Origin of the sequence: Xanthomonas sp. Leaf148, from assembly GCF_001423585.1 — a bacterium.
Taxonomy (GTDB): domain Bacteria; phylum Pseudomonadota; class Gammaproteobacteria; order Xanthomonadales; family Xanthomonadaceae; genus Xanthomonas.
Genome location: NZ_LMOP01000002.1, coordinates 1 through 13,995 on the forward strand (window position 1 = coordinate 1; position 13,995 = coordinate 13,995).

At 58.6% G+C, this 13,995-nt stretch carries 10 protein-coding genes and 5 pseudogenes; 11 read left to right on the forward strand and 4 right to left on the reverse strand.

Annotation, left to right across the window (positions count from 1 at the left end):
• The 7 genes and pseudogenes from ASF90_RS24070 to ASF90_RS04195 form a co-directional block, all read left to right on the forward strand.
• Positions 1-1,659, forward strand: a 1,659-nt coding sequence (locus tag ASF90_RS24070; RefSeq protein WP_236699198.1) for a VENN motif pre-toxin domain-containing protein, incomplete at its 5' end; no start/stop codon positions are given.
• A gap of 8 nt (positions 1,660-1,667) precedes the next feature.
• A complete protein-coding gene (locus tag ASF90_RS21355; protein WP_082473405.1) occupies positions 1,668-2,027 on the forward strand; it encodes an Imm8 family immunity protein in 360 nt (119 codons plus the stop codon).
• Between the two features lie 389 nt (positions 2,028-2,416).
• Entirely contained in the window at positions 2,417-2,737 is a 321-nt protein-coding gene (locus ASF90_RS23195) for a hypothetical protein (protein ID WP_153066546.1), read from the forward strand.
• Between the two features lie 142 nt (positions 2,738-2,879).
• Positions 2,880-3,554, forward strand: a pseudogene (locus tag ASF90_RS23200) (transposase); the annotation flags it as partial.
• 616 nt (positions 3,555-4,170) lie between these two features.
• Entirely contained in the window at positions 4,171-4,533 is a 363-nt protein-coding gene (locus ASF90_RS23205; RefSeq protein ID WP_153066547.1) for a hypothetical protein, read from the forward strand.
• A gap of 223 nt (positions 4,534-4,756) precedes the next feature.
• Positions 4,757-4,998, forward strand: a pseudogene (locus ASF90_RS24075) (transposase); the annotation flags it as partial.
• 345 nt (positions 4,999-5,343) lie between these two features.
• Positions 5,344-6,442 (forward strand): annotated as a pseudogene (locus ASF90_RS04195) (IS3 family transposase).
• Positions 6,443-6,640: 198 nt separating this feature from the next.
• On the opposite strand, the gene ASF90_RS04200 reads toward ASF90_RS04195, so the two are convergent.
• Both ASF90_RS04200 and ASF90_RS04205 read right to left on the reverse strand, forming a co-directional pair.
• Positions 6,641-7,690, reverse strand: coding sequence for a DUF6624 domain-containing protein (locus ASF90_RS04200; RefSeq protein WP_156364952.1), 1,050 nt, complete (start codon positions 7,688-7,690; stop codon positions 6,641-6,643).
• A 30-nt stretch (positions 7,691-7,720) separates the two neighbouring features.
• Positions 7,721-7,936, reverse strand: coding sequence for a bacteriocin (locus ASF90_RS04205; protein WP_055846361.1), 216 nt, complete (start codon positions 7,934-7,936; stop codon positions 7,721-7,723).
• Positions 7,937-8,103: 167 nt separating this feature from the next.
• On the opposite strand from ASF90_RS04205, the pseudogene ASF90_RS24080 reads away from it, so the two are divergent.
• Positions 8,104-8,780 (forward strand): annotated as a pseudogene (locus tag ASF90_RS24080) (hypothetical protein); the annotation flags it as partial.
• Here ASF90_RS24080 and ASF90_RS24085 read toward each other — a convergent pair.
• Positions 8,733-8,918, reverse strand: a pseudogene (locus ASF90_RS24085) (integrase core domain-containing protein); the annotation flags it as partial. The pseudogenes ASF90_RS24080 and ASF90_RS24085 overlap by 48 nt on opposite strands.
• A 103-nt stretch (positions 8,919-9,021) precedes the next feature.
• On the opposite strand from ASF90_RS24085, the gene ASF90_RS04215 reads away from it, so the two are divergent.
• From ASF90_RS04215 to ASF90_RS04225, 3 genes are all read left to right on the forward strand, one after another.
• Entirely contained in the window at positions 9,022-9,507 is a 486-nt protein-coding gene (locus ASF90_RS04215; RefSeq protein ID WP_055846559.1) for a TspO/MBR family protein, read from the forward strand.
• Between the two features lie 514 nt (positions 9,508-10,021).
• Positions 10,022-12,529 (forward strand): bifunctional aspartate kinase/homoserine dehydrogenase I, encoded by a 2,508-nt coding sequence (thrA, locus tag ASF90_RS04220; RefSeq protein ID WP_055846368.1) that lies wholly within the window; start codon positions 10,022-10,024, stop codon positions 12,527-12,529.
• Positions 12,530-12,591: 62 nt separating this feature from the next.
• The gene (locus tag ASF90_RS04225; protein ID WP_055846372.1) at positions 12,592-13,521 is read left to right on the forward strand and encodes a homoserine kinase; all 930 of its coding nucleotides are present in this window, start codon (positions 12,592-12,594) and stop codon (positions 13,519-13,521) included.
• Positions 13,522-13,595: 74 nt separating this feature from the next.
• On the opposite strand, the gene ASF90_RS04230 is transcribed toward ASF90_RS04225, so the two are convergent.
• Positions 13,596-13,910 carry an EthD family reductase gene (locus tag ASF90_RS04230; RefSeq protein WP_055846374.1) on the reverse strand — a complete coding sequence of 105 codons (315 nt, stop codon included), beginning with the start codon at positions 13,908-13,910 and terminating at the stop codon, positions 13,596-13,598.
• Between the last annotated feature and the right edge of the window lie 85 nt (positions 13,911-13,995).

Here is a 13,995-nt window from a genome sequence, read left to right on the forward strand (position 1 = left end):
AATCCCGCATACAGCGCGGCGTATGAGGCCAAACAGCAATGGGGCATTGGCGGCGACTACAGCCGAGCGTTGCAGGCGGTGACGACGGCATTGGTCGGCGGCGTCTCCGGCCAAGGCGCCGGCCAGGTCGCCAGCAACGCATTGGCACCGTACGCTGCGCAGCTGATCGGCAAGACTTTCGACCAGAACCATGGCAGCAATCCAAACGCGGCATTGCAGTTGGTGTCGCATGCGGTGCTTGGCGCGGTACTTGCCGAGGTAAACGGCGCATCCATGACCGGCGGCGCGTTGGCAGGGGCCGGTGGTGAGTTGGCGGCAAAGTACTTGACCCAAACCCTTTACGGCGATGATCCGCGTGCCATCGACCCGGTAACCGGTAAGTTCAATCCGAACCTGCTGCCGGAACAGGACAAGCAGATGCTGGTGGCTCTGTCGCAGGCAGTTGGGGCGATCGCTGGTGGATTAGCTGGTGGCAGCCTAAATGATTCGGTTATTGGTGCAAACATCGCTAAAAATGCTGTGGAAAACAATTGGCTATCACGCGAAGAAATTAATGCAGCAGATGTGTTACGCAACGCATGCGATAAAGCCGGAGGGAACGTCCAGGCTTGTAAAGACGGAATTACAAGAGAAGTAGATGCGATCGATGTCGCAAGAGAAAAGGAATGGATCGCTTATCAAAGCTCGGTGGCTCAGGAAATGGGTCAAGACTACATGGCAGGGGCTGGCTGGACCCGCGAGGAGTATAAGGTTGAGCAATTAAGCAGGCAGAGTACCTACTGGACGGGAACGGCAATTACGGAGGAACAAGCAATATTCTCTGGGTATGGCCCCGCGCAAGATCTAGATTATCTGGTCCGTAGCACTGGTAACAGCGCCCTCAAGCTTGGGGCATTTTTTGCTCGGCCCGGCGGTTATGTAGGTCTAGATCTGGTGAAAGGCACTTGGAGCGGATTACTTGGCGCAGGGAATGCGATAAGAAATTATTCACAAGCGCCGCTGCCAGGCCTGTATATGCAGTACGGAATAAGTCAGTCGCTGACCATGACCGCGGAGGAGCGCGCTCAACTTCTTGTTGCTACTGCGGCAGGTTTAGTTGCTGAAGGAGCCATATCAAAAGTGGTGAAATTTCCTGACGCGGTGCCGGATAAAGTCAGGCCAGTTGATAAGGGGGGGAGCTCCCCTTTCAATAGGGATGCGAAACGAGAGCCGGCAATTGCTGGCTGGGACACAGATAGTGAGGCAGGTACACCTCCCGTCATTCGGTCTAATGGCGAAGCAGACGCAGCAGGCGGCTCAAAGCTACGCGCCGACCTAGCTGCGAGGGAGCTTAGCTCGATTGCCGACCAAGACGTCCGGCTGAAGGAAGCCATGGCTGGAAGCGGGACGAGCAACCCAAATTTCGGTATTGGCAGTGCAACTGCCTTGGAAGCAGATCGGTTGGGTATGACGTGGGTCGGTGCTGGTGCAAGACCCTTTTCCGACGGGACAGGATGGACGAGTGCTGATGGTACGAGAGTCTATAGGCCGCCTACTGCTAAACCTAATTCAGAAAAGGCTACGACAGGAACTCAAGCAAATTTTGAAAGGTATGAAATAGATTCCGGCGGGAAAAGGAGTAAGATATCAAATGGGCATCTAAACATAAATTTAAACTGAGATTAATTATGAAGGCTAGATTGTTCGGACTCCATGCAGATACTTGGGACCTCAAGAAAGACCAACCTGACGATCCAAGTTGTTTTATTGAGCAGCTAAGGGCAGTAATTGGCCCCGAAGATTTTGAAGGAGGGGATGATTTCTTTATCGATGTATGTACTGCGGATTGGATAAAGAAGAAAAATTACGGAATAAAGTGGGGTCGATTTATGTTAATTGTTGATAGATATAATTATGAAGAAATATATGGATTTATATCAGAATATATTGGGAAATTTGAAGAGGCCAGCTGGAATGAGCTTGCAACTAAGTTGTCTCGTGTGATGTCTTGGGAGTTCGAGGATTATGTCGATTTTAAAGAAAGTTAAAATTATGTTGGTGTTAACTTTCAATTCCTGATTAGTCCAGAAAACCGTCATTAGTTGCAGGATCTGCATTGCATAGCGTACGCGCTTAATCTACCTGAAGCCGATGAGCTGGCGTTATAGCGTCAATGGCGCCGGCGGCATCGCGATGGGCACGCCGGACAGGTGCGCGCCCAGCTGCAGCCCGCTCACCCTCCAGTCCACCGGTGGCAACTATTTGAGCTCAGCAGCGAGGCCACCCATCTTGGCACCACCGTGCAGTGCGTGGGTAGCGCGGTGCGGGCGGCAGGCAGTGGATGCGCCAAAATCGAATACCGTAAACGGCTTGAATAAATTTTATACCATGAAAAACAAGCAACTTAAGATAATTGATTTTTTAAATGGCCATAATCATGGTCCTCGAAATTCAAAGCGGCGTTAATTTAATTGACTTAAGCTTGATGCTTGATAAGCTAAACAATTATTACCATTATGAAGGTGGAATTATATTTGGGAATTTCAACGCTTCAGATTCCCGATTTGTTTGTCGTTGCAGTGAGAAGCCTGAACCTTTAGTTGCTGAAGGAATAGATTTCCCGTGGTTAGTAGGGATTACCGGCAGTTTTCATTGCAGGGCAGACTCGCTAAGCCAGAGTCGCGAAGACGTTGAAAGTTTTCTTAAATTTCTTGACGCCAGCAATCTGTGGAATTTTGTACTTTCTTTCCGATACTAAGATGTATATACCATCCGTAATGTGACGCGGATGCAGATTTTAAAGGAATGGTGACGTGTGCTTGACTGACCTCCTCCCGGCAACTTGGACCAGCCAGAACTAGAAGGTTCGGCCAAGCTCAGGCCCAAGGAGGCCCGTCGCCATGAAGAAGTCGAAGTTTACCGAAGAGCAAATTGCATTCGTTCTGAAGCAGGCCGAGACCGGTACGGCGATCGAGGAAATTTGCCGCAAGATGGGCATCAGCCAGACCACGTTCTATGCGTGACGCAAGAAGTTCCGTGGGCTCGGCGTTGCCGAACTGCGACGTCTACGCCAGCTTGAGGAAGAGAGCCGCAAGCTCAAGCAGCTAGTGGCCGATCTGAGCCTGAAAAAAGTGATGTTGCAGGATGTGCTGTCAAAAAAGTTCTAAGGCCCATGCAGCGCAAAGCGCTCTTGGGCCATCTGGTTGACCGGTATCGGGTTGGAATTCGTCGGTCGTGCGCGGTCGTCAAGCAAAGTCGCTCGGCATCGTATTACCAGCCTCGGGATAATGATGATGCGCCACTGCTTCGACGGATAGAACAGATCGCAGCCGCCCGGGTCCGTTATGGTTTCTGGCGGATCTACGTGCTGTTGCGGCGGGAAGGCTGGAAGGCCAGCCACAAGCGTGTGTATCGACTGTACTACCAGGCCGACCTTAAAACGTCCGCGCCGCCGCAAGGCTGCGGCCCATCGCCTGGAGCGCACGGTGCTGACCGGTCCCAATCAAGTCTGGAGCATGGATTTCGTGGCCGATACGTTATTCGACGGGCGCCGTTTCCGGGCGCTTACCATCGTTGCTACTGCGGCAGGTTTAGTTGCTGAAGGAGCTATATCAAAATTGGTGAAATTTCCTGACGCGGTGCCGGATAAAGTCAGGCCAGTTGATAAGGGGGGGGAGCTCCCCTTTCAATAGGGATGCGAAACGAGAGCCGGCAATTGCTGGCTGGGACACAGATAGTGAGGCAGGTACACCTCCCGTCGCGATAACGGGGTCAGGTTCACTTATCGATAACGGGGTCAGGTTCACTTATCAGGTGCGCCGGTGTCGACTTTGCCACCAGCGAGAGCATCTTCAATAGCCATAATCAAACATCGCTTGGCTCGACGATCACTGGTGGCGGCAACGTCGGTGATCGATGACCTGTACCGCGATGGAGTAAAAATTGGATCTATAAGTACTGCAGATGCAGTTCGATATGAAATGAGAACAGGTGAACTGGTTGGCGGAAAATCGCATTCACAGAAAGCAAAGGACTATACTAAAGTACTCCAGCGATGGTCAAAATAAAATCCTGAGACCTTTCATGAGGGATCTGCAGTAAATATGGGTTCAGCTGCGAAGTTGGCAGTAGATAGAGATTTAGTTGCAAAGGTGATCAAAGATATGCAGAATTTACTTAAAGGAGATTAAATTGGATTGTTATGATTTTTATTTGAAATTCATTGAAAATCTATCGCCAAGAGATTACTTGTCGAGTTTAAATGGGTGGGAGGGCGATATTCCATGGGTCGTGATATTTTCGTCGCTTGGAAGGTATTTTGCGAATGATTTCCCCGTATTGAACGAGGAAAAAAAGGATAACATTTTCTCGTTAATAAAATTGGCTATGGAAAAGGAAAACAGCCTATCCACTTCTGTTGCGACGGGACTTTTGGAAGCGTTACACAAGGCTTCAATGAGAAATGGCTTGCCAGGCAATGAATTAATTGATCGTCTCGATATGGAATCTTCCCGATACCTGGCAGCTTGGGTAGAGTGGTCAGGATTGAAGTAATCCAAGGAGGACTTATCTTGCTACATCGACGTCTTTGGTCTAGGGTGTGTTATTAACTTTGAAGTGTCGACTCTCCGAAATTCAATGCCAGCTAAGACTAGAGATCTGCGGTTGATGATATCTTCCCTATAATTTGTGCCAGCCAAAACTGGAGGATTCGGCGAAAATCAGGCTTAAAGAGACCCATGGTCATGAAAGAAAGTCGAAGTTCACCGAAGAGTAGATCCCAATTGCCCTGAAGCAGACTAAGACCGGGACGACGGTCGAGGCGATTTGCCGCAAGATGGGCATTAGCTAATCCACCTTCTACGCTTGGCACAAGAGGTTTAGCGGGCTAGGCGTGTCCGAACTGCGCCGGCTACGCCAGCTTGAAGAAGAGAACCGCAAGTTCAAGCAGTTGGTCGCCGATCTGAGCCTGGACAAGGTCATGCCGCAGGAAGTGCTGTCAAAAAAGCTCTCAGGCCCACGTAGCGCGAGACTCTTTTGGACCATGTGGTCTATCGGGATCAAGTTGGATTTCGTCGGGCTGGCTCGGTCGTCAAGCAAAGTCGATCGGCTTAGTGTTACCAGCCTCTGGACAATGACGATGAGCTATTGCTCGACGGATCGAAGAGACTGCGGCCGTAAGGGTCCGCTATGGTTTCTGGTTAATCTAAATAATATTGCGGCGGGCCCGAGTAAAGACGGCACAGCGCTTAGAACTGCCAAGGATGTGAGGGCCATTACTTGAAAAAAAATCTAGCGGGGTACTGAAGCGTCCTCGTTAACTCGATCCACTTGGAAGCAGAGTTCCATCCCAAGGAGCTCTGTATGAAGAAGTCGAAGTTCACCGAAGAACAGATGGTTCGGATCCTCAAAGAAGTCGAGGCCGGTGCAAGGGTTGGTGAGACCTGCCGCAAGCACGGGATCAGCGAGCCGACCTATTACGTCTGGAAGGCCAAGTACGCCGGCATGGAGGTGTCGCAGTTGCGGCATCTAAAGGATGTGGAAGCCGAGTTAGCCCGGATGAAGCGCATTTATGCCGAGTTGGCATTGGATCACCACGCGCTCAAGGACGTGCTGTCGCGAAAAGGTTGAGCCAGGCTCGTCGACTTGAATTGAGTCTGACCATGCAAACTACTCACGGCTTCAGTGCCCGTCGAGCTGATCGGGTGCTGCAGCTGTCCCGATCTGCACGGCATTACCGTCCGCGCCAGCGCGACGATGGCCCGCTCATCGCCGCAATCGAGGCGCATTTGAAGGACAACCCCGGCCACGGTTTTGACCTGCTGATGGATTGGGCATTGCGACCGCAGGGCTGGGGCAAGACCTGCGCCTGGCGGGTCTACACCGCGCTGAAGCTCAACCTTCCACGTCGCGGCAAGCGCCGATTGCCTGACCGCATCCGCGCGCCGCTGGAGATCCCGCAAGCGGCAAACCACACGTGGTCGGCGGACTTCATGTCCGATGCCTTGTGGTCTGGACGCCGCTTCCGCACCTTCAACATCAACGATGACTTCAATCGCGAATCGATGAAGATCGAAATCGACACCAGCCTGCCCTCGGCACGGGTCATCCGGCACTGGACGAATTGGTCGAGCTGCGTGGTGCTCCAAGGCGACTGCGCCTGGACAACGGCCCGGAGTTCATCAGCGCTGCGCTCAGGCAGTGGGCACAGCAGCATGGCGTCACCCTGATCCACATCCAGCCCGGCAAACCTACCCAGAACGCCTACATCGAACGCTTCAACCGCACCTTCCGCACCGAAGTACTGGACCGATTCGTGTTCACCACGCTCGACGAGGTTCGGCGCATGGCAGAGGACTGGCGTCATCGATACAACCACCAACGGCCACATCGATCACTCGGCGGCTTGCCACCCATCCGCTTCGCAATGGCACAATCAACAACCACCTCTACTTCTGAGTGACTCGAAGAATCGAGGACGCTTCAGAGTTGGGTTACTCACCGTAACACTCGACAATCCTTGGCCGGATGGAGCGAAGCGCATTCCGTGGCTCTGTGCGCGCGAACGATGCAACGCACTTGCTGATGTCATGCACCAACAGCCTCGGATTGCGCTTTGCTCCATCCGGGCTACAGCCTCAGGGCATCCCAAGCTCCCGCATCATGGTGCCGCAGTGCAACTCGGAAAGTCCTTGAGATAATCTGCGAGCGAAGCCATCCCCACGCTCGTGCGCAGCGCGTCCACATCACCGCTGCCATCAAGCGGCTGCGCCACACGCTTTCCGTCGACGCACGTCACCTGCGTGCCGTAACGCTGCGTGCCGGTCAACTTAAGCATCACCCGATCATGTAGGAAAGCATACTGACGGGGCAGGGCACGACCCTCGTAACTCCGCTGCAGGGCCTGCAGCGCGTCGTACTGCAGCTCAGGGCGATGGTCGCCGTGCTGCACGAGCGCCCACAGTTGCTGCTGCATGTCCTCGCTGATCCTCGGCGGCGCAGGCCAACCTCCGTAGCGGGCAATCTGCTCCTGGGCGTACAGGATATTGCTGTCGTCCAGTAAGCGCAGGTCCGCCTCGAGCGCAAATGCATATAAGGCAAACGTGGGAGTGCCGATCGCTTCCTCACCATGACCCGGTAGCGAATCAAAGGCGTATCTCAACACTTGATCCTGTGCGAATCGACGCCCAAGCTCCTTGGCATCCTTGGCATCCTTGGCATCCTTGGTGGCGGAATCCACATCGTCACGGACTTTGTGAACGGCATCGACCGAGGTTGCGACTTGCCGATACGTAGCCACATAGGGCTGCGCCTGCCGCGCGGCAGTAGCAAACGCGTCCAATGAAGCAGCATCAGCTGCCGTGGCCTCGGCGCTGACTACCAGCGCGCATCGATGGTTGCCATAGCACCCGCGCGGCAGCGCCGACGCATCCACGCCACGGTCCGCAAACGCTTTTCGCAGACGTTGTGTCTCCGCCTCGCTTGCCGGACCTCGCGCCCACGCGAGCAGCGAATCCCATCGCGCACGCTCGGCCGCGTCGGCGGAGAACCGAGGAGCAACCCACTGCAGCGATGCAAGATCAACCACCGCATCCGACGGGACCTGCTCCAGCAGCACGGGCGCAGCGGCGGTAGCGCTGACCGGCAAACTGCTGCCGGTCAGCATCACGACCACACCCATGCGAAACAATAACGACGCTCCATCATTCATGTCACAAACCGTAAGGGAGGGCGTACTGCGTCAGGCATCCTCATCGTCAATGATGTTGCTTAAGCTTGCCTCCGCGGCCGCAAGGCGGGTCCGCGATGTGGTGCCACCAGAGACGGCATTGAGTTCTGCATCGGTCAGTTCGCGTGCCAGGTTACGGCTCAGCAGGCGGAAAGACCCGGTCGTACCATGCTGCTTCGATTCTTGCTTGGATATCGGGAGGACGTCCTTGGGTTGAGCGCCATCCATGAAAACCGGAGCCAGACTGCTTTATCACCCCCATTGGAACGGCGTCAAGTGATTTGGTGGCATAAATAGATCCCCATGCGCGTGAGCCCGCGAAAGGCAAGGCACGAACATTAGGGACGGAGGTAATTAAGCGGCGGCCCTGACCGCCAGCATGACCTGCAGCAAGGCGCAGCATCAGCGGCAGTGCGCTCAACGGCATCGGTGCACAAGGCGGCCTGAGCGGCCGTACCCGCCAGACCGCAGCAACTGTTGGCAGCCTTGTGGTGAACGGTCGTGCCAGCGGTAGCGCCGGCAGCATCCGCGTTGCGACAGGCACCAGCGGCAGCACCGGCACGCAAGTCGGCACCAATACGCAGGACGCCACGCTCGCCACATCAAGCGGCATCGTCAAGATGTCGGTCGCACCGATGATCTCCGATGACAGCGGCCTGGTGCGTAGCACCGTCGAGTCAGACGAATGTTCAGACCACCGCTGCCGGTATCGGTGTCACCGCAGGTGCGAACGAAACCCGCACACGTGTTCGACCCCGCCACCATCCCCTTCGCCAACATCGTTGGCGGCGGCCAGACCTCGCTGACGCAGATCGATCTGCCAATCGGCGGGTTGTATCGCCTGTCCAATGGCAACGCCACCGATCGTACTGCCATGGGGCGCGCGGCAGTCGGCCTCGGCGGCATCAACGCTTGGCGCAGCAATGGGCCGGGCCGTCGTTACCTGATCGAGACCGACCCGCGCTTCGTCAATTACGACAACTTCATCAGCAGCTGTCGACTCCCCGCAATTCAGTACCACATGAAATTTAGAGGTCCGCGGTTGATGTTGATCACGGAACTCGGCCGGCGTTAGTCCGCCCATGCTGTCGTGCGGTGTCTGTTCGCTTTAGTCGGGTAGCCACTGCTCGATCTGCTAGCGCACGTCGTTCGGTGTGCGGAAGATGTGCATGTCCAGCATGCCGTGCCGGTGGCCTCGGTTGAAACTCTCGAACGCAGCATTTGTACCGCCTGGACAGCCGTTATGGCAGCTTAGCGGCTTCTGCGAGTGCGGCATCAGCGCCTCGTTTTTCACTCTGGGATATGTCGTGATGATGTCGAAAAAAGGGCAGTGGTTCGGACTGATTGGGTGGTTGGTGCTGTGCTACGCCGTGGCCGGGCTTGGTGCGATGGCGTCCATCCAGGCGGCCACCTTCTATGCGGGACTGGCGCGGCCGGCGTGGGCGCCGCCCGGTTGGTTGTTCGGTCCGGTGTGGACGGCGTTGTACGGGATGATGGCGGTGGCGGCCTGGCTGGTCTGGCGACACGGGGGATGGCGTGCTTGCCAGGGAGCGCTTGGTCTATTTGTTCTGCAGTTGGGCTTGAACGGGCTGTGGAGCTGGTTGTTCTTTGCGTGGCATCAGGGGGCGTGGGCATTCGCGGACATCGTGGCGCTGTGGCTGTCATTGGCCTGCACGATTGCCGCCTTCGGCAAGCGGCAACGGTTGGCCGGGTGGCTGTTGGTGCCGTACCTGTTATGGGTCAGCTTTGCAGCAGCATTGAATTACGCGGTGTGGCAGCTCAACCCTGGCGCTCTGTGAGCAAGCTAGCTCAAGGCGCTTTGGCCGAGTTCCAGGCAGGATGAGCTAAGCGCACGAACACAGCCGCGCGCGACGATTTGCTTGCTGCGACGCCCTTTCCGCGGGTACGTGGGCTGCGCAAGCAACGGCCTTGCCACTGCCTAAAAAGTTTCCATAGCAATCAATCGCTTGCCGAAGGATTGCTTAAAGCACTGTCCAGCAAGGTTTTCTGATCACACGATCATCGCGGCGCAGGCGCGCATTCACGCAATGCTTGACAGGCCTCGGCCCGGTGATGTCTTTTGCGTACATGCCTAACGCCTGTGCCACCGCTTCGCTTCTCTGTCAGCCGCTGCTGCGGCCGGGTGCGGGCGTGGCCGGCATTACCACCACCATTACTACCGTCACCATTCGCCCGGTGCGGCCCGTCGTCTTCGCGTAACTTCCGAAAACAACGGCCCCGCACCCGGACCAGGATGCGGGGGCTTTCCTCCCTCATCTGATGCGGACGGGGCCTCCCTAACGAGGTCTGTCGATGTCATCGCCTGTCGTTTCGCTCGAACCCGCTGCTGTTGCCGCCTCTTCCGCACGCACCGTCGTGCACAAATTCGGCGGCACGTCGGTGGCCGATGCCGAGCGCTATCGGCATGTTGCGCGCCTGTTGCTGGCGCGCGAGGAGACCGTGCAGGTCACCGTGGTCTCGGCGATGAAAGGTGTCACCGATGCCTTGATCGAACTGGCCGAGCTGGCTTCGCAGGACCGACCGGAGTGGCGCGAGCGCTGGCATGACACGCGCGCACGCCATCGCGGTGCGGCGGTGGCCTTGCTCGGCGAACACTCGGGTCCCACGGTGGAATGGCTGGACGAACGCTTCGAGCATCTGGCGCAGATCCTGGGTGCTTTGGCGGTGATCGGCGAGTTGCCGCGCGAGGTGCTCGACCGCGTGCAGGGTCTGGGTGAGGTGTATTCGGCGCAACTGCTGGGCGATCACTTCCGCGCGATCGGCGAAGACTGCGCGGTGCTGGACGCGCGCGATGTGTTGGTGGTCAACCGTGGCGAGCTCGGCGTGGATGTGGACTGGGATGTCAGCGCGCAGCGGCTTGCGACCTGGCGCCAGGCGCATCCGCAGACGCGGGTTGTGGTGACTGGATTTGTGGCGCGCGACCGCGCCGACCGGATCACCACGCTGGGGCGCAACGGCAGCGATTATTCCGGCGCGATCTTCGCGGCCTTGTTCGATGCCGAGGAGCTGCATATCTGGACCGATGTGGATGGCGTGCTGTCGGCCGATCCGCGCGTGGTGCCAGAGGCGGTGCAGCTGGAAACCTTGAGTTACGACGAAGCCTGCGAGCTGGCTTATTTCGGTGCGAAGGTGGTGCACCCGCAGACCATGTCGCCGGCGATCGAGCGCGGCCTGCCGATCATCATCCGCAACACCTTCCAGCCGGAACATCCGGGCACGCGCATCACCGCCAGCAGCGCGGTGAGCGGGCCGATCAAGGGGTTGACGCTCAGTCCCGACCTGGCGGTGCTGAATCTGGAAGGCACCGGCTTGATCGGCGTGCCAGGCACTGCCGAGCGCGTGTTCGCGGCGCTGCGGACGGCGCAGGTGTCGGTGGTGATGATCTCGCAGGGCTCGTCCGAACATTCGATCTGCTGCGTGGTCAAACAGCACGAATCCGAGCGTGCACGCAATGCGTTGTTGCAGGCGTTTGCGCACGAACTCACCGTCGGCCAGGTGCAGCGTGTGCAGTTGACCACCGGCATCAGTGTGTTGGCGGCAGTGGGCGATGGCATGGCCGGCCAGCCGGGTGTGGCGGCGCGCTTGTTCGAATCGCTGGGGCGCGCGCAGGTCAATATCCTGGCCATCGCGCAGGGTTCGTCGGAGCGCAATATCTCGGTGGCCATCGATGCGGCGCATGCGACCAAGGCCTTGCGCGCGGCGCATGCCGGGTTCTGGCTGTCGCCGCAGACGTTCTCGGTGGGCGTGATCGGGCCGGGCAATGTGGGCGCGGCGTTGCTGGATCAGTTGCGCATCGCGCAGCCGCAATTGCTAGGCAAGGCCAATATCGACCTGCGCTTGCGCGCGGTGGTGTCGCGCGGACGCATGTTGCTCGACGAGCGCGGTCTGGTGGGCAACTGGCGCGATGCCTTCGCGTCCGCAGCCACCGCGACCGATCTGGAGCGTTTCACCACGCATCTGCTGTCTGCGCATCTGCCGCATACGGTGATCATCGATTGCAGCGGCAGTGCCGAAGTGGCTGACCGCTATGCGGGTTGGTTGGCGGCCGGTATCCACGTGGTGACGCCGAACAAGCAAGCCGGCTCCGGCCCATTGGCGCGCTATGAAGCGATCCGTGCTGCGGCCGACGCCAGCGGTGCGCGCTTCCGTTACGAGGCCACCGTGGGTGCAGGCCTGCCGGTGATCACCACGTTGCGCGATCTGGTCGATACCGGCGATGCGGTGACCTCGATCGAAGGCATCTTCTCCGGCACGCTGGCGTGGCTGTTCAACAAATACGACGGCAGCGTAGCGTTCTCCGAACTGGTCACTCAGGCGCGGGGCATGGGCTATACCGAGCCGGACCCGCGCGACGATCTGTCGGGCGTGGATGTGGCCCGCAAACTGGTGATTTTGGCGCGTGAAGCGGGGCGTGCGATCAGCCTGGAAGACGTCAACGTAGAAAGCCTGGTGCCCGAAACCTTGCGTCAGGCCAGTGTGGATGACTTCATGGCGCATCTGCAGGACGTGGACGCGGGATTCGCGCAACGGCTGGCCGATGCGCGCGCACGCGGCAATGTGTTGCGCTATGTCGCGCAGCTGCCGCCCGAGCGTGCGCCCAGCGTGGGCCTGGTGGAACTGCCGGCCGATCATGCGTTCGCCAATCTGCGTCTGACCGACAACGTGGTGCAGTTCACCACGCGGCGTTACTGCGAAAACCCGTTGGTGGTGCAGGGCCCGGGCGCCGGACCGGAAGTTACCGCGGCCGGTGTCTTTGCCGATCTGCTGCGCGTTGCAGCAGGCGAGGGGGCGCGGTTGTGAATCAGGCGGTGAGCGGTCAATCCGCAGTCGCGTATACGCAAGCAAACGGTGTTTCGTCCGGCATGGGCGCTCTGCACCAAGCGCGTGCCTTCGCCCCGGCATCGGTTGCCAACGTCGCCGTGGGCTTCGACCTGTTGGGGTATCCGGTCGATGGCGTGGGCGATACGGTGACGGTGCGTCGCATCGATGCGCCGGTGGTACGCATCGCCGCCATTCGCGGCACTACCGTCGCGTTGCCGCTGGATGCCGAGCGCAACACCGCCGGCGCCGCCTTGATGTCAATGCGCGCTGCATTGGAGCTGCCTTACGGCTTTGAAGTGGAGATCGACAAGGGCATTGCGCTGAGCTCGGGCATGGGTGGCTCGGCAGCCTCGTGCGTGGCCGCGTTGGTGGCGGCAAACGCGCTGCTGGACACGCCGTTGAGCACGACGCAGTTGTATCAGCATGCGCTCGATGGCGAAGCCGTCGCCAGCGGTAGCCGGCATGGCGACAATCTGGGGCCGCTGTTTTTAGGGGGCTTGGTGTTGTGCACGCTGGAGCGGCTGGTGCCGATCGCGGTGCCAGCGGCGTGGCATAGCCTATTGGTGCACCCGGATGCCGTGCTGGAAACCCGTCGTGCGCGCGAGGCCCTGGCCGGCGATTATCAATTGCGCGAGTTTGTCGCGCAGAGCACCAATCTTGCGTTAGTGCTGGCGGGCTGCCATGCCGGCGATGCCGAGTTGGTGCGTGCCGGCTTGCGCGATGTGCTGGTCGAGCCACGCCGTGCGCCATTGATCACCGGCTTTGCCGCCGCCAAGCAGGCTGCGCTGGAGCATGACGCAATGGGCGCCAGCATTTCCGGTGCCGGCCCCAGCGTGTTTGCCTGGTTCGAAACGCGCGCCGCCGCGCAAGCCGCTGCGCCTGCGGTGCAGGCTGCCTTCGCCGCTGCCGGGTTCGATAGTCAGTCCTGGGTGTCGCCGATCGCCAGCCCGGCCGCACGGCTGATCGAATGAGCCGGCATCTGCATGTCCCGGCTCGGCAGAATGCAGCGTGCGGCGTGTGGAGCACGCAACACGCTGCAAGCACCTCATTCCACCACGACCTCGCTGATCTGCATCACCGGGCTGAGGTCGGTGTAGTTGGCGATGTCGCCCAGGATCTCCGTCGCGTGCGGGCCGAAGCTGCCGTTAAAGGCTTCCACCGAGTCGCAAAAGATATGGCACATGCCGATGAAGGCCGGCGTGCTGCCGGGCTCGCCGCCACTGAGTCCCTTGTCCACCGTGTAACGCAGGCAGGCCGCACCCATGCGCGCGGCCACCAGCGGCATGTGCTGGTCGCGGTAATAGGTGTGGTCGAAACGGGCGCCTTCGCGGTAGGGGTACATCACACTGACCTTGATCATCTGCCGACTCCACGGAAAGGTGCGCGCAGCATAGCGCCGCGCCGGCGCGCGCAGGCGACCATTCGGCGGAACGCAGCAACCGCGC